The 16880-nt window shown below is 38.6% G+C and carries 15 protein-coding genes; 13 read left to right on the forward strand and 2 right to left on the reverse strand.

Annotation, left to right across the window (positions count from 1 at the left end):
- Positions 1-38 precede the first annotated feature (38 nt).
- The 10 genes from nikR (at position 39) to ACHJH3_RS08070 (ending at position 9491) form a co-directional block, all read left to right on the forward strand.
- Positions 39-452: a nickel-responsive transcriptional regulator NikR gene (gene nikR, locus ACHJH3_RS08025; RefSeq protein WP_169940945.1), complete on the forward strand. Its 414-nt coding sequence runs from the start codon at positions 39-41 to the stop codon at positions 450-452.
- Between the two features lie 138 nt (positions 453-590).
- On the forward strand, positions 591-1781 hold the full coding sequence (nhaA, locus tag ACHJH3_RS08030) for a Na+/H+ antiporter NhaA (protein WP_407064370.1): 1191 nt from the start codon (positions 591-593) through the stop codon (positions 1779-1781).
- Positions 1778-3022, forward strand: coding sequence for a DUF2157 domain-containing protein (locus ACHJH3_RS08035; protein WP_407064371.1), 1245 nt, complete (start codon positions 1778-1780; stop codon positions 3020-3022). Before nhaA ends, ACHJH3_RS08035 begins: the two co-directional genes overlap by 4 nt.
- Positions 3019-3561, forward strand: coding sequence for a GDYXXLXY domain-containing protein (locus ACHJH3_RS08040; protein ID WP_407064372.1), 543 nt, complete (start codon positions 3019-3021; stop codon positions 3559-3561). Before ACHJH3_RS08035 ends, ACHJH3_RS08040 begins: the two co-directional genes overlap by 4 nt.
- A 37-nt stretch (positions 3562-3598) precedes the next feature.
- Complete coding sequence (gene hypB / locus ACHJH3_RS08045) at positions 3599-4507, forward strand: hydrogenase nickel incorporation protein HypB (RefSeq protein WP_407064373.1); 909 nt, start codon at positions 3599-3601, stop codon at positions 4505-4507.
- Positions 4507-4794: a HypC/HybG/HupF family hydrogenase formation chaperone gene (locus ACHJH3_RS08050; RefSeq protein WP_407064374.1), complete on the forward strand. Its 288-nt coding sequence runs from the start codon at positions 4507-4509 to the stop codon at positions 4792-4794. Before hypB ends, ACHJH3_RS08050 begins: the two co-directional genes overlap by 1 nt.
- Entirely contained in the window at positions 4791-5882 is a 1092-nt protein-coding gene (hypD, locus tag ACHJH3_RS08055) for a hydrogenase formation protein HypD (protein ID WP_407064375.1), read from the forward strand. Before ACHJH3_RS08050 ends, hypD begins: the two co-directional genes overlap by 4 nt.
- A 165-nt stretch (positions 5883-6047) precedes the next feature.
- Entirely contained in the window at positions 6048-7109 is a 1062-nt protein-coding gene (hypE, locus tag ACHJH3_RS08060) for a hydrogenase expression/formation protein HypE (protein ID WP_407064376.1), read from the forward strand.
- 14 nt (positions 7110-7123) lie between these two features.
- Entirely contained in the window at positions 7124-7465 is a 342-nt protein-coding gene (hypA, locus tag ACHJH3_RS08065; RefSeq protein WP_407064377.1) for a hydrogenase maturation nickel metallochaperone HypA, read from the forward strand.
- A gap of 31 nt (positions 7466-7496) precedes the next feature.
- Positions 7497-9491: a hypothetical protein gene (locus ACHJH3_RS08070; RefSeq protein WP_407064378.1), complete on the forward strand. Its 1995-nt coding sequence runs from the start codon at positions 7497-7499 to the stop codon at positions 9489-9491.
- Here ACHJH3_RS08070 and ACHJH3_RS08075 read toward each other — a convergent pair.
- Positions 9486-10265, reverse strand: coding sequence for a TSUP family transporter (locus ACHJH3_RS08075; protein WP_407064379.1), 780 nt, complete (start codon positions 10263-10265; stop codon positions 9486-9488). The genes ACHJH3_RS08070 and ACHJH3_RS08075 overlap by 6 nt on opposite strands.
- A 12-nt stretch (positions 10266-10277) precedes the next feature.
- Complete coding sequence (locus ACHJH3_RS08080; protein ID WP_407064380.1) at positions 10278-12824, reverse strand: YhdP family protein; 2547 nt, start codon at positions 12822-12824, stop codon at positions 10278-10280.
- Between ACHJH3_RS08080 and mltG the strand changes: the two genes are divergently transcribed.
- The 3 genes from mltG to ACHJH3_RS08095 are packed head-to-tail and all read left to right on the forward strand — an operon-like array spanning position 12754 to position 16878.
- Positions 12754-13716: an endolytic transglycosylase MltG gene (mltG, locus tag ACHJH3_RS08085; RefSeq protein ID WP_407064381.1), complete on the forward strand. Its 963-nt coding sequence runs from the start codon at positions 12754-12756 to the stop codon at positions 13714-13716. The two genes, ACHJH3_RS08080 and mltG, sit on opposite strands and share 71 nt — an antisense overlap.
- Positions 13717-13776: 60 nt before the next feature.
- The gene (locus tag ACHJH3_RS08090; RefSeq protein ID WP_407064382.1) at positions 13777-15987 is read left to right on the forward strand and encodes an NADP-dependent isocitrate dehydrogenase; all 2211 of its coding nucleotides are present in this window, start codon (positions 13777-13779) and stop codon (positions 15985-15987) included.
- Complete coding sequence (locus ACHJH3_RS08095; protein WP_407064383.1) at positions 15988-16878, forward strand: lactate/malate family dehydrogenase; 891 nt, start codon at positions 15988-15990, stop codon at positions 16876-16878.
- Positions 16879-16880: the final 2 nt, after the last annotated feature.

The raw sequence follows: 16880 nt of genomic DNA on the forward strand, positions 1-16880 counted from the left end.
CATATAATATTAATATAAATTCACTTAAAGGAGTTACTATGGATGAAATTATAAGATTCAGCGTTTCTTTACCGAAACAACTGCTAGATGAACTTGACAAAAAAGTAAGCTCGCAAGGTTATGCGTCCAGAAGTGAATTTACTCGAGATTTGATAAGAGAAAAGATCATTAGCGACAGTTGGAAAAACGCAGATGAAGAGCTTATAGGAGTTCTTACTCTGATATACACTCATCATCAAAACGACCTTGTAGTGAAAATGATGAATATAGAGCATGACGCAGAAATTCATATCACCTGTACGACTCATGTCCATATAGATCATCACAACTGCCTTGAAACGCTAGTATTGCGTGGCAAAGCGGCTTGCATAGAGAAATTTTGCGAAAAGATAGCAGGTCTTAAGGGGGTTAAATTCGCAAAGCTGACCAAAGCCGCCGTTCCTCAATCCTAACTTAAAAACAGGCGAATCAAGCTACAAAATTCGCCTGTTTAAACTCCTATTTTGATATTTTTATTTTATTTCATATTTAGTAACTTAATGATAAAATCGAATATTTATTGAAAATTTATTACTTTTAAAGGCTAAATATTGAGTAGTTTTTCTTTTCGAAAATTTGTAAATCACGAAGCAAGTTCTGGCGTATTATTGATGTTTGCCGCAGTCCTTGCTATCATCTTTCAAAATGGATTTTTAAGCGATTTTTATAACTCTTTTTTGCGTATAAATATGGGATTTTCATTTGGCGAATTTGAGCTTAAAAAGCCTCTTATACTCTGGGTAAACGACGGTCTTATGTCGATATTTTTCTTTCTTTTGGGGCTTGAGCTTAAGCGTGAGATAGTAGAAGGCGAGCTAAGAAATATATCTCAGGTTATCCTGCCCGTAGTGGGAGCTATAGGCGGTATAATCGTGCCTGCGCTTATATTTTACTCGCTAAATCACAATGACGCTTTTGCAGTTAAGGGTTGGGCGATACCGACGGCTACGGATGTCGCATTTGCGCTTGGCATTATTATGATTTTAGGCACTAGAGTGCCTGCAAGCCTTAAAATTTTCTTAGTTACGCTTGCGATTATCGATGACGTTTGCGCCATTTTGATAATTGCTATTTTTTACAGCGGCGATCTTTCGATAATTTCTTTTGCAGTTTCTGCAGTGGCTATCCTTGGACTTTTTGCTCTGAATTTCTTCAAGGTAAATAGACAAGCCGTATATCTTATTTTGGGCATTATACTTTGGGTCAGCGTTCTTAAATCAGGTGTTCATGCTACGCTTGCGGGAGTTATCGCTGCATTTTTTATACCGATTAAGCCCGATACCAACGGCAAATCCATGCTAAAAGATATCGAGCACAACCTGCACGGCTACATAGCGTTTTTTGTTTTGCCGGTTTTTGCCTTTGTAAATGCCGGAATTTCTCTTAAAGGAATAGGCGTAGAGCAACTTCTTCATCCCGCTTCAATGGGCGTTATTTTGGGTCTTTTTGTCGGTAAGCAGCTTGGCGTTTTTGGATTTTGTATGATAGCAATCAAGCTTGGATTTGCAAGATTGCCTAAGTATTCAACCGTGCTTCAGTTTTACGGACTTAGCGTGCTTACGGGCATCGGCTTTACGATGAGTTTGTTTATAAATTCGCTTTCTTATAACGATACTTACGAATTTGCTTACGCCGATAAGCTTGCCATCCTTATAGCTTCTTTTATTTCGGGGCTTGTTGGATATATCATACTTTATTTTGCGGGACGAAATAGAAAAACGGTAAAAGAAAAGAAGATATGAATATACTAAATAAAAATTTCCTTGCCAACGAACTTGTAAAGTGGCAAGAAAGCGGACTTGTGGATCGTTTAACCGCACAGCGCATAGCTCAAAGTTATGGAATTGATTTGCAAAACATAAGCGATAAAAACAGCCTTATTTTAAAGCTTGTGGCGTATCTGTTCTTTGCGCTTTCTCTCATAACTCTCGTGGGTGCTAATTGGGAAGAGATACCGCGTATAGCTAGGCTTGCTATAGTAGTAAGTGTTACGGCTTTTGTAAATTTAGGCGCATTTTATATGCTTAAAAAAGGCAATGAATCTCAAAGCACGGCTCTTTTTTTCTTGGGAAATTTTTGTTATGGTGCGGCTATAGCTCTTATAGCTCAAATTTATCATCTTGGAGAGCATATGCCAAACGGCATTCTTCTTTGGGCTATCGGCGCATTTGCGATCGCACTTTCTTCTGAAAAATCGATAATAACGGCTCAAGCGCTTATCATCGCGCTAATTTGGTTTGTTTTAGAGCTTGAGCTTAAAACGCTATCGCACGGCATAGTTATATTTTTTGCTTTATCTATATTTTCCCTTTTAAAAGAAGAGTCAAGACTGCTTACTTCGGCGCTTTTTGTAGGGATTTTTATCTACTTGGTTTCAGATATCACCAACTATTACGGAGGAAGTGAATTTTGGCTGATAACTAGCAACAACCTCATCTTGCTATCTCTTGGCTATCTGCTTCTTTGTTTAGGAATTTCTTTTGCTTTGGAGCATTTTAATCGCTTTTTAACGGCAGAGTATTTAAGAAAAGCTTCTATATCAATAGGACTATTCACGCTGCTTTTTGCAATGACTACAGATAGCATTAGGTATTACGGTTATGAACCTCAAATGAATGATGTCTTTGTATTTTACAAGGGTTTTTACGGCACCATGTATCTTGCTTTTGTCTGCGGTGCGCTTGCTTTATCTCTTATATTTAGGCGATTTTATACGGCAGGACTTTGCGTAGCGATGCTTATCTTGCCGCTTGTTATCGGATATGCGTTTGAGTATACCGATGCGGTTTATTCGTTTTTAAGCGTATTGGCGGGCGTGGTTCTTATCAAACAAGATTACGTCAAGCTTGGACTATTTGCTATTTTTGCGGTGGCTATCGTTAGATATATCGATCTAATAGGCGATTACATAGGCGCTAGTTTGTTATTTTTAGCCTTTGCGGTTACCGTGCTTGTTGTTTCAAGAAAAAAGAGGGCAAAATGAAATTTAATCTTATTTTTTTAGCCATAATTTTTCAAATTTTAGCTCTTTTTGGCATGCTTGGCTATGCTTACGCTCCGATTTATTTTGGAAAAGAGATTAAAGTAGATGTTAGCTTATATGATCCAAGAGATTTATTGCGTGGAAATTACGTAAGTTTAAATTACGATTTTTCAAGACTTCAAGATGATTTACAAAGCGAAAATTTAGAAGGAAATAAAATTTTTGCTATCTTAAAAGAAGATAAAGACGGCATTTATAAATTTGAAAAACATAGCTTTAAAAAGCCTGAAAGCGGAGTATTTTTAGCAGGCAGGATACCATCTTATAGAAATTCGGCTATCTTTGGGGTTGAGGCGTTTTTCTTGCCTGTTAAAAGAGCTCTTGATATGGAAAGAGATATCACTCAAAACGGCGCATTTGCGATTATAAGCGTAATGGATAACGGCAAAGCAAGAGTTAAGGATATAGTTTTAAAGCCAAGTATAGAGCTTGATTTAAACGACGGCGCGGACGAAAGAAATTCTGAACCGAATTTATAACCGGAATATAATAAAATTAAAAAACAAAGGAAATAAAATGTGTAAAGATTGCGGATGTTCGCTTAGCGGACACACTCATGCCCATACTCATGCTGACGGTACGAGTCATTCTCACTTGCATGATCACGCTAAAGATCACGGTCATGGTTCAAATCATGAGCATAGCCACGCACACGAGCATATGCATACTCATTCAGACGGCACTACTCATGCTCATTCTCACGATCATGAAGGCGAACACGGACACGGATCAGGTCATGAACATCACCACGAGCATGCCCATCCTGTGCTAAACGACAGCAAAACAGTCGAGGTAATTACGAAAATTTTATCTCAAAATGATAAAGAAGCAGCGCACAACAGAGCTCATCTTGACGAACACGGAATTTTGTGCGTAAATTTGATGAGCAGTCCCGGAGCTGGTAAAACCACCTTGCTTGAAGCGACCATAAAAAGCGGTAAATTTAAGATAGGTGTAGTCGAAGGCGATCTTGAAACCAACCAAGATGCCGATCGTATAATAGCTGCAGGAGCAAAAGCTCATCAGATAACCACCGGACAATCCTGTCACTTGGATGCCTTTATGGTGCATGAGGGGCTTCATCACTTGCCGTTAAACGATCTTGATCTGGTATTTGTAGAAAACGTTGGAAATTTAGTCTGTCCGGCAAGCTATGACGTAGGCTCTCACTTTAACGTCGTGCTTCTTTCGGTACCTGAAGGAAGCGATAAGGTATCGAAATACCCTGTGATGTTTCGCTCGGCGGATCTTGTGATCATAACCAAAACTTCGCTTTTACCACACTTTGACTTTGACGTTAAAAAAGTGATAACAGAAGCTAGAAAGCTAAATCCAAAGGTCGATATCATCGAGCTTGACTCAAAAACGGGCGAGGGTGTAGAGAAGTGGCTTAAATATCTTGAGCTTAAAAAGGAGCTTAGATAATGTGCCTGTCTATCCCTTCAAAAGTGCTTGAAGTAGATGAAAATAACGTCGCTTTGGTTGAGACCTTAGGCGTGCAAAGACGCGTTAGCCTTGATCTCATCGGCGAGCCCGTGGAAATTGGCGAATATGTGCTTATCCATGTTGGATACGCAATGGAAAAAATCGACACCAAATACGCGCTAGAAAGCCTTGAAATTTACCGCCAGATAGCAGCTGATATGGCTTCAGGCGAGATAGACGAGGAAGAGGGCGATATGGGACTAAGCGATATGAGAGATAAAATTTGAACCTCATAAACGAATTTAGAGATAAAAATCTCATCTTAGCGCTTTCGAATTTGATTAAAAAAGAGAGCGTTGAGCCGCTAAATATAATGGAAATTTGCGGCGGACACACCCATAGTATCATGAAATTCGGGCTTTCTCAGCTTGTGGGCGAGCATATAAATTTCATCCACGGTCCGGGCTGTCCCGTTTGCGTCATGCCAAAAAGTCGTATAGATGAAGCCATAAAGCTTGCATCGCGCTCTGACGTGATACTTTGCACGCTTGCGGATATGCTTAGAGTGCCGGGCTCTTACACCAGCCTACAAAAGCTTCGCAGCGAAGGAAGCGATATAAGAGCGCTTTATTCTCCGCTTGATTGCATTAAAATAGCTACGCAAAACCCTGATAAAAACGTGATATTTTTTGCTATCGGATTTGAAACCACTACGCCCATGAGTGCAAATTTGGTTCAAAAAACAGTTGAGCTTGGTATTAAAAACCTGTTTTTTCATATCAACCACATCACCGTTCCAGCACCCGTTAAAACCATACTTGAAGATAAAGACGTAAGGATTGACGCATTTTTAGGACCAAGTCACGTAAGCGTTATCACGGGCTGGGGGATTTATGAAGAAATAGCAAGCGTGTATAAAAAGCCCATTGCCGTTAGCGGATTTGAGCCGCTTGATATAATGGATAGCATACTGAATTTGGTTCGTCAGCAAAATAAAAGCACGCATGAAATTTACAACGAATACGCTCGCGTGGTAAGTAAAGATGGAAATTTAAAGGCAAAAGAGCTTATAAATCGCTATTTTGAGCCTTGCGATTTTGAGTGGAGAGGGCTTGGCAATATCGCAAATAGCGGTATGAAGCTAAGAGATGAGTTTAGCTATCTTGACGCTAGAGTTAAATTTGACTGCTTTGTTGAGAGCAAAAAAGAGAGCAAAGCCTGTATATGCCCTGAAATTTTGCGTGGGCGAGCTAAGCCGTTTGAGTGTAAAATTTTTGGCAAGGCTTGCACTCCAAAAAGCCCGGTAGGGTCGTGTATGGTTTCAAGCGAAGGAGCTTGCGCGGCATATTATAAATACGGCGGCATAACGGCTTAAAGAGCTGCGATTTAAAAGCTTTTGCATTAAATTTATAGAATTTAGGCTGAAATACACGCAAACTGCAATATCTGATGTATATCATAAATTTGCGTTTAGATTGATTTGCAAATTAATTTATCAAGCGAAAAGATTTGCGTGTGATATTAAATTTAGGATATAAAAATGGATAAGATAATGCTAAGCCACGGAGGTGGCGGCGAGGAGATGAATTCTCTTATAAACGATCTGATTTTTAAAATTTTTGATAATGAAATTTTAAGCTCAAGCAACGATAGCGCGATTTTAGATCCGTTAGGCTTTACGAGCGAGGATTTTTTAAAAGAGCCAAAAGAATTAAGCGGGGCTGATGATAAAAAAGCTAGTAAAAAGATAGCATTTAGCACCGATAGTTTTGTCGTTACTCCGATATTTTTTAACGGCGGAGATATCGGTAAGATCGCAGCTTGCGGGACGATAAACGACCTTGCCATGGTTGGCGCAAAAGCCAAATATCTTAGCTGCTCGCTTATCATAGAAGAGGGGTTTAGCTTAAGCGAGCTTGAGCAAATTTTAACCTCGCTTGCTATCACCGCAAAACAAAGCGGTGCAAATGTAGTATGCGGCGATACAAAAGTAGTTCCGCGCGGTAAATGCGATAAAATTTTTATAAACACTTCAGGAATCGGCGAGATGATAGCTCAGCCTTGCGAGCTTAAAAATTTAAGAGCCAGAGCTAAAATTTTGCTTTCAGGCGATATAGGCAGACACGGAGCTGTGATACTTGCAAGCAGAGAAGAACTTAGTCTTGAGGGCGAGCTTAAGAGTGATTGCAAGAGCCTAGCGGGTGTTGTTGAGGCGCTTTTTGAGGCAGGAATTAGGCCTTTGTGCATGCGAGACGCGACTAGAGGAGGGCTTTGCGCTGCATTAAACGAATGGGCGAAAGATAGCGGGCTTGATATATTTATAAAAGAAGAAAACATAAAAGTAAGCGATGAAGTAACGGGTGTGTGCGAGCTGTTTGGATTTGAGCCTTACGAGCTTGCAAACGAAGGAACCTTTGTGCTTGCGGTTGATGAAAAAGACGAGCAAAAAGCGCTTGAAATTTTACGCAAATTTGATGCAAACGCAAACTCGATAGGAGAAATTTTAAGCTCCGATAAAGGACGAGTGATACTTCAAAACGCTTACGGCTCAAAGAGATTTTTAGAAGCTCCTAAAGGCGAGCTACTGCCTAGAATCTGCTAAATTTAGGATTTAAGATGCATGAGTTAAGTATAGTTCAAAGCCTAGTATCTCTTTGTGAGCAAAACGCAGCTAAGCAGGGCGCAAAAGAGATCACTAAAATCGAGATAAAAGTAGGGCGCTTAAGCGGAGTGGAGCCGCACTATCTTGAAAGCGCCTTTGATGTCTATAAAAACGAAACTATTTGCGCAAACGCCGAGCTTATAATAAACCTTCAAAATGTCGTTGTTGAGTGTACCGAGTGCGAATTTAGCGGTGAGCTTAGCGAAAACGACTTTACCTGCCCAAATTGCCAAGGACAAAATTTAAAGGTAATTGACGGCGAAGAGATGTATCTCATGCGACTTGAGATGAGATAGCTTGGTGTGATATAAAATTAAAGGGCGATATTTGATAAGACAAGAAATTAGGGATAAATTTAGCAATCTTTTAAAGACAATAACAAAAAATGACACAGATATCATAAGCAGATTAAGCGCTATGGTTGATTTTATAAGACCGAAAAGTAGCGATGAGACACAGGAGTGCTTGATTGCTATTGATATGCTTGTCGAATTTTTTAATAATAAAAGCAAAGAGAGCGTTGATATCAGCAACGATATAAATTTGTTTTTTATAAAGCTGAAAATTTCTACAAATATAAGCAGTTTTGGGATCTTGTCTAAAAACGGATTTGCTTATGAGATAAAGGAGCGCTTTTATAATAAATTCCTACCAAGTCCTCCTGATAACGGCGAACTTAGGCATATATTTGCCACTTTGTTCAACAAAAAAGACGACTATGTCTGGGTGCAAAAGATAGATGATGAAATTTGGGAAAGGTTTTTTGCGACTCTGTTTTCAAATTCCATTCACATACATCAGGTTAAAATTCACTTTTTTCACGAGCTTTTGTATGCCACAGAGATGATGTCCGTATGGATAGCCGCGCAAGAATTTGACGATAGCTTCGTAAGGCTTGATAAAACTCTTTTAAATAGAGATTCTGCGTTTATAGCGCTTCAAAGAGATATAAGCAAATTTGTTCATAAAAATCAAAAAGACCGACTTGATATACACTCTACGACTCTTGATATTAAGCACTTAGAAGTGCTTTTTAATCAATGCGAAAGACAGATAGCCGATCTTAAGAAAAAATCGGTAAGCCTTGGTATATCGCTTCACGGAGCTTATAAGCTGGAGCGCTTAAAGCAGATATTAACAAGAATAAGAGATGCAATAGAGCTTATTAAAAAATTTGATACCAAAGAGGCTCACCTTACTCTTGTGCGACTTTTTAAAGAAGCCGTTAGGAAAAACGCTACTAAAAATTCTCTCACCGAAGCTTATAAACAAAGCAGTCGCATCATCGCTAAAAGCATCACAAACAACATAGGCGAGCACGGAGAACACTATATCGCAGATAGCGTAAAAGAGTATATAAAGATGTTTTTAACCTCCGCAGGCGCAGGTATCATTATAGCTTTTATGGCGCTTTTGAAGATCAAAATCGTGCAAGCTGATTTTTCGATAGGGACACAAACTATTCTTTCAAGCTTAAATTACGGCTTGGGATTTGTTTTTATCCATCTTATCGGATTTACCGTAGCAACCAAGCAGCCTGCTATGACGGCATCAACCTTTGCGCAAGAGGTTGAAAGAGATGATGATAACAAAGCAAATCAAAATAGGCTTATAGAGCTTATATTTAAGGTTGCAAGATCTCAGTTCGCCTCGGTAATGGGTAATGTCGCTTTAGCTCTTTTGATCTCTTTTGCTATAAGCTGCTTTGCAATAAACAGGGGCGGGGTAATTTTAAATAACGATGAAGCGGGATATTATCTTAAGAATTTAGAGCCTCTGGCGCCGCTTTTATACGCTGCGATAGCCGGAATTTGGCTGTTTTGCTCGGGGCTTATCGCAGGATATTTTGACAATAGAGCCGATTGTCTGCAGCTAAAGCAGAGGTATTTTCATCATCCTTTATTTAAGAAGTTGTTCAAAGAAAACACCAGAGAGAAAATTTCTTACTATTTACACGACCATCACGGAGCTATTATGGGAAATTTTATCTTCGGTGTACTTCTTGGCATTACGCCGTTTGTCGGGTATTTGATTAAGCTGCCTTTGGATATCGCTCACGTGGCATTTTCAAGCGCATATTTGGGATACTCATCTACACATTTAGGAATTTCTACTTATGAGTTTTTATACTATCTATGCTGCGTTTTATCAATAGGGCTTGTTAATCTAGTCGTTAGCTTCGTAATCGCTTTAAAAGTATCCCTTGTCTCAAGAGATACTTATATAGGCAACTTTTTTAGCTTTGCAAAGAAGCTGTTTTTAGAAATTTTAAAGCAACCTCATAGACTTATTTTGCCGTTTAAGGATCATAAGAAACTATAAAACTCCGCTCATCATCAAAGTAGCTATTATCACAAGAAGTAAAGATATCAGAAATTTTATCTTTTCTATGGTTACTTTTTTGATAAGCTTGGCACCTGCAAAAGAGCCCATAAAAGCACAAAGTGTAGCGGTAAGAACTAGAGACAAATTTGCATTTATGGCTTGAGTATGGAAATTTAGCCCATAAACGATAAGGCGAGATATATCAACCATAATGGCTATAAAAACGCCTGTCGCTATAAATTCGCTCTTGCTCATGCCACACTTTATCAAAAACATACTTCTAAAAGCGCCTTGATGTCCTGAAAGTCCACCAAAAAATCCGCTTAAAGCTCCGCCTAACGGCAGAAATTTAGGCTCAAATTTCATCTGTTTAAATTTAGGCGAAATTTCAACTATCACAAAGAGCAGTATGAGCGTGCCTATGATAAATTTTATGCTTTCAACCTCTATCTGTTTACCAAAAATTTCATAGTTAAAAAGAGTATGCGCCGAGCTTAAAAGATTAAGACAAAAAGCTCCTATAAAAGCAAAAATCATTGCAGGAATTCCAAATTTGATTAAAATATTTTTATTAAATTCTCCCGCAAAGAGCGCGCCTTTAAAGATATTGTTTGCAAAATGCACCGTCGCAGTGATCGCAATAGCTACATCAACGGGAAAAAATATCGCCATAACGGGCATAAGAAGCGTGCCAAGTCCAAAGCCCGAAAATAGCGTAAGCAGGGCGGACAAAAGCGCGGCAAAGCTAATCGTAACGATCTCTAAACCCATCTTTTGCCTTGATTATTCAAATATTAAAAACGGAGCCTCAAGCACGTTTTTGATGATATTAAACGGCGACATAAGCGTATCTGCAAGCACTTGAGTGGAATATTTTGGATCATCAAGCGTTCCTCGAACCTTTATGACCGTAGATATGCTTCTATCCTTGCCTAAGATGATTTGATTTACGATAGGGATTGAGCCGATTATGGAGCTTGCGTCTTTTAAAAGCTTTAATTCCAAGTCTATATCGATATTTTTAGTAGCTAAGTCTATAGTGCCGCGACCTGCTATATCGGCACTTGAGCTTTCTAGATCAATCGCTACGAACTCTATCAAATTTCCTTTTTTCTGGAATAAAATTTTGCCGAATTTGATAGGAAAGCCCTTTTCCGTAAAGTCCGGTGTCTTAAAGATAATCAGCGACGGAACCGAATTTAAGAAGGTTAAAAGCCTGTTGTAAAATGTATAGTCGCTTAAATTTGCGCCGTGCAATCTTACTTCACCTTTAAAGTCATCCGTGCTTGTTCCTAAAATTCTAAGTTTGAAATTTCCTTTTTCAAAGCTGTTTTTGCCTATTAGAGAATTTACAAATTCTCCGCTAATATCATTTGCTGACATATCGAATTTATCAGCCGTTTTACTAAGGCTTAAAGTGCCGCTGGAAGGCTTTGCTTCAAGCTTCAGGCTATCTTTATCCACGCTTCCGTTATAGCTTAAAAAATCCATCGTTCTATTTATATCATATATCATAATTGATGATTTTATACCGCTAAATTCGATATTTATATCCTTGCTTTGATTGTTATCATCGCTCTTAAGCTCAAAATCCAAATCCTTGATATCCACAAAAGTCTTGCCGTCTTTTACTCTGAATTTAAGCCGGTCCGTAGCGCTCTTGCCCGATATTATATTCTTTGAAATTTTGATATCAAAGCTATCGCTGTCATAATCACTCCCGTCTTTTTCAGCTAAAGGCAGGCTAAATTTAGCATCTTTTAAACTCAAATCTATATTTTCAAAATCCTTTGCAACAAGTGTGAAATTTCCGTCCTTTATGCCTATATCTTTAAGCAGGGGGGAGTGGTTGATGACATCTTTTAGGTTGTTTATAGTTATCTTGTTTTCATTGCCAAACACCAAATTTACTTTAGGATCTTCTATATCAAGAGTGACATCTTTTTTGCTAAAATCAAGCTTAGCTTTTAACGGCAAATTACCGAATTTGACTATCTCATTGCCGTCTATATTTAGATCAAATTTCTTTATATTGCCGCTTATATCGGCATTTTGCTTAGCTATATCCACATCTACTTTTATATCCGCGTTAAAAAAGTCCATTCCGCTATCGGCGGCATTTACTAAAACCTTATCGTTTGATATATTTATGTCGGCGTTTTTTACGTTAAATTTCGCTCCTGCGATATCTATGACACTATCTTTGGTGTTAAATTTGCCATCTATCTTCATATCAAGCTTATCAAAATTCAGATCAAGCTTGAGTCTTCCCTCTGCCTTACCGCTTTTTTGCTCGATAGGTATATCTATATGATACGCTTTTAGGATGGAATTTACCTGCTTATCAAATGCTGCACTTGCCTTTAGATCAAGCAGCAGTCCCGCACCCTTTTCATCAAAAATTTTATAAATTTCAAGGCTTGTGCCGTTTAAATTTTTACCCTGCCATTTTGGATTTTTAAGGCTAAATTTCAGAGTTTCGTTTTTAAGCTCAACTTTTACTTCTTCTACCGTAGCAGGCGGGAGTTTGGCATCAAATTTGGCTTTTACGTTTTTAGAAACACCGTTTGCCTTAAGCTCTTTTAAGTAAAAATTCTCGGTTTTTAGGTCAAATTTACCGCTTAAATCTTGCACGAAGTAGTTATCCGCAGTCACATATCCGTATATCCAATTTTTCACGTCTTTATTAAGCTCAAGCTTTGCGCCAAGCTCGTCCATGAAGCCCTTTAGACTGCTTGCGTTTATGTCGCTTATGGTGTAGTTTAGCATCTCATCTTTAAGTTTTATGTTTGCTTTGCCGTTTAGCTCGTGGCTTGAAAATGTACCGTTAAAATCATAAATATTGTTTTTTATATCCGCGTTTGCATTGCCTGTTAGATTTACATTAAAGTCTTTAAAAGCAAGCCAATAAACATCGATATTAAGTCCGTTCGGCTGAGGAGTAAATGTCGTATCAAGCGTTAGATAAGCCGTGTCGATGTGAAATGCGTTTTCAAAAAAGAGGATTGTAAATTCGTTGTTATCGAGTTTAATCCTCTCAAGCAATACCTCTTTAAAGAGCATGTCTATCCAGCCTATATTATCCGTTACTCTAAGCAAGCTATCGTTTGAGCTATCTTCTTTGCTGGTCTTTGGAATTTCTATATTTCTAGCTCTTAGAATTAGTTTTTTATCAAGTTTTATATATAATTGTTCGGCTTTAAATTCGCCAAGATCAATTTTTTCTACGTTGATTCCATGCTTTAACGTAGCTATAAGGATGGTTAAAAATATGATGATGAAGGCTAAAATATGCCAAATTTTTTTCATAATATGCGAGATAATATTCATTTTTTCCCTAAGTTTTCTTCTCTATCTTGCAAGACCCGTTGCAACAAGCGAGGTTATTTTCTTACCAAAAGGCAGTGTAGGCGAAATTATAACATATCTAAAGTCTAAAAATTTTAACGTAACAGCGCTGGATAAGCATATCTTAGCCTATATAGGACATCCGCAATCAGGCTGGATAGATGTGGGAGAGGGCAAGCTTGCTAAATTTGATTTTTTGCATAAACTAACCACCGCAAAAGCCGCTATGAGCGAGATTACTTTGATACCGGGCGAAACTACGGCTATATTTTTAAAAGATCTTGCCGTAAAGCTAAATTTAAACGAGCGAATTTTAAATGAGATTTATAGCTCATCAGCTCCTCTTGCCGACGGGTTTTTGGTGCCTGAAACTTATAAAATTCCTATCGGCATAAATGAAAATCAGCTTATCGAGCATCTTTTAAGAGAGTCTAAAGCGTCTCATGAAAATCTCTCCAAAAAGCTTTTAGGCTCATATGACGAGCAAAAATGGCAAGAAATTTTAATCACCGCTTCGGTTATCCAAAAAGAAGCAGCCGATGAGAGCGAAATGCCTCTTGTAAGCTCGGTTATACAAAACCGCCTTAAAAAAGGCATGAAGCTACAGATGGACGGGACTTTAAACTACGGGCTTTTTTCACACGAAACAGTAACCCCAAAGCGCATCAGAGAGGATAAGAGTAAATTTAACACTTATTTGCACGAGGGGCTTCCGCCAAGCCCAATTTGCACGGTTTCAACTACTGCGATAAAAGCCGCGATAAATCCTGAAAATTCGGAGTATCTATACTTCGTGCGCGACAAAAAGACGATGAAACATAAATTTAGCAAAACTTACGCCGAACACAATGAGCATATAAAATCCCAAAAGTGAATTTATGCCGAAATTTACGTTAAATTTGCTAATATAATCCAAAATTTATAAAGGCTAAATATGAGCGATATTATTTGGACCAAGACCGATGAAGCGCCTGCGCTTGCTAGCTACTCTTTGCTTGCGATTTTAGAAAATTTTTTAAACAAAGCAGACATCAGTATAAAAAGCGTTGATATATCGCTTGCAGGACGTATAATTGCAGCTTTTAGCGATAAGCTAAAGCCCGAGCAAAGAAGCGAGGATTATCTTGAAATTTTAAGCAAGATGACCGATGATAAATTTGCCAACATTATAAAACTTCCAAATATTTCCGCAAGTATCCCGCAACTAAATGCCGCTATAAACGAGCTTAGAGCCAAAGGATACGATATCCCTCTTTATGTAGAGGAGCCTAAAAACGATGAAGAAAAGATAGCTAAGCAAAGATATCAAAAAGTGCTAGGAAGCGCGGTTAATCCCGTTTTGCGTCAAGGAAATTCAGATAGAAGATCAATCCCCGCAGTAAAAGAATACGCCAAGGCAAATCCGCATAAAATGGGATCTTGGAACAAGGATAATAAAAGCGAAGCAAGCTATATGAGCAAGGGGGATTTTTATTCGAACGAAAAATCATACACTAGCAAAAAAGATGACGTTTTAAGGGTTGAATTTACAAATAAAAACGGCGAAAAAAGAGTGCTTAAAGATGATCTTAAAGTCCAAAAAGATGAAGTTATAGACGCTACTTTTATGAGTGTAAACGCCCTTAAAGAATTTATCAAAGAGCAAATTTCAGATGCGAACTCAAAAGAGCTTTTGTTTTCGGTGCATCTAAAAGCCACCATGATGAAGGTAAGTGATCCTGTGATATTTGGTCATTTTGTGCGCGAGTTTTTTGATGAAGCGTTTGAGGAATTTAAAGACGAGTTTAAAGCTCTTAAGATAAATCAAAACAACGGTTTAAAAGAGCTTTTTGAAAAGATCGCTACTCTTGATAAAAAAGTGCAAGAGAAAATTTTGGCTAAATTTGATGAAATTTATGCCAAGCAGCCTAGTTTAGCTATGGTAAATTCAGATCTTGGCATTACGAATTTGCATGTGCCAAGCGATGTGATAATTGACGCTTCAATACCCGTGATGATAAGAAACTCGGGCAAGATGTGGGATAAAAACGGCTTGCTAAAAGAGGCTAAAGCGGTGATACCCGATCAAACTTATGCAAGAGTTTATGAGAGCGTGATTGAGGATTTTAAGACTAACGGCGCGCTTGATCCAAGCAAGATAGGAAGTGTGGCAAACGTCGGTCTTATGGCAAAGAAAGCCGAGGAGTACGGAAGTCACGATAAGACTTTTATAATGAATGAAGATGGAGTTATAGAGGTTTTAAGTTCAAGCGGTGAAGTTATATTTAAATTTGAAGTTCAAAACGGCGATATATTTCGCATGACGCAGACAAAAGACGACGCGATAAAAAATTGGGTTGAGCTTGCTTTAAATAGGGCTAAAATCACAAATTCCAAGGCTATTTTTTGGCTTGATGAAAATCGTGCCCATGATAAAGAAATTCTTAAAAAAGTAAGAGAAATTTTAAACTCAAGCGATCTAAAAGGCCTTGATATAGAAATTTTAAGTCCGGAAGCGGCTTGCAAAAAGACGCTTGATATAATCCGCCAAGGCAAAGACTGCATAAGCGTAACAGGCAATGTGCTAAGAGATTATCTAACCGATCTTTTCCCTATACTTGAGCTTGGAACGAGCGCTAAGATGCTCTCCGTGGTGCCGCTTTTAAAAGGCGGAGGCGTGTTTGAGACGGGAGCGGGCGGGTCTGCTCCAAAGATAGCCGAGCAGTTTTTTGAGGAAAATCACCTAAGATGGGATAGTTTAGGCGAATTTTTAGCGCTAATTGCAAGCTTAGAGCATCTGGCAAATACAAAAAACAATGAAAATGCAAGAATTTTATCGCTTACTTTAAATCAAGCCGTTGCAAAATGGCTTAAAGAAAATCGAGCTCCGCTTAAAAAAGCGGGAGAGCCCGATAATCGCACGAGCCATTTTTATCTTGCGCTTTACTGGGCGGATGAGCTTGCGCAAAACGGCGGCAAACTCGCTGGTAAATTTCAAAATTTGGCCAATGCGCTAAAAGAAAACGAAAGTGTTATAAACAAAGAGCTTTTAGAAGTGCAAGGCGCTAAGATGGATATCGGCGGGTATTATAAATTTGATGATAAACTGGCGCAAATCGCCATGAGACCAAGTAATACACTAAATCAAATCATAAGAGAGGTTTAAATGAAAATTTCAGTTATCGGAGCGGGAAATGTCGGTGCAAGCGTAGCTAGCGCACTGGTTTTAAGAGAAGTTGCGGACGAAATCGCACTTGTTGATATATTTGGTAACGTTGCAGCGGCTAAGGCTATAGATCTTGCTCAAAGCGCGGCTGTTTTCGGTATCGATGTAAAGGTTAATGGCGGAGATGATTTTTTGCTTTTAAAAGATAGCGATATAGTGGTAATCACCGCAGGAAGCCCTAGAAAAGAGGGTCAGACTAGAGAAGATCTGCTTCTTAAAAACGCAGGCATCGTAAAAAGTAGCGTTGAAAATATCGTAAAATTTGCACCAAATGCGATAATCATAACGGTAACAAACCCGCTTGACGTGCTAAATTTCGTTGTTTACAAAGTAAGCGGTTTTGATAAAAAGCGCATTATCGGTATGGCTGGCGAACTTGACTCGGCAAGGCTTAAATTTGAAATAGGTCAAAAAACAGGACTTAAAAATTCAGAGTTTAATGCTCATATTATCGGCTCTCACAACGACGATATGCTAGTTTTGAAAGAAAATGTCAGCGTAAATTTAGACGAAGCAAGCTTTAACGAAGTGGCTCATGAGGCAAAAACAGGTGGGGCTAAGATAGTAAAACTGCTTGGCACATCGGCGTATTATGCACCGGGAGCTGCGGTGGCCAAGATGTGTGAGGCGATAGTTAAAGAGTGTGATGAGTGGCTAAGCTGCTGTGTGGTCTTGGATGAAAATTTAACTTGCGGCAGGCGAGTAAAGCTTGGTAAAGACGGAATCAAAGAGATAAAAGAGCTTAGCCAAAACGAAAAAGAGGCTGTGCAAAAAAGCCAAGATGATATTAAGAAAAATATAGAATTTCTTATCCAAAGTAAATTTTTCTAAGT

Origin of the sequence: Campylobacter canis (assembly GCF_045504005.1) — a bacterium.
GTDB lineage: Bacteria > Campylobacterota > Campylobacteria > Campylobacterales > Campylobacteraceae > Campylobacter_A > Campylobacter_A canis.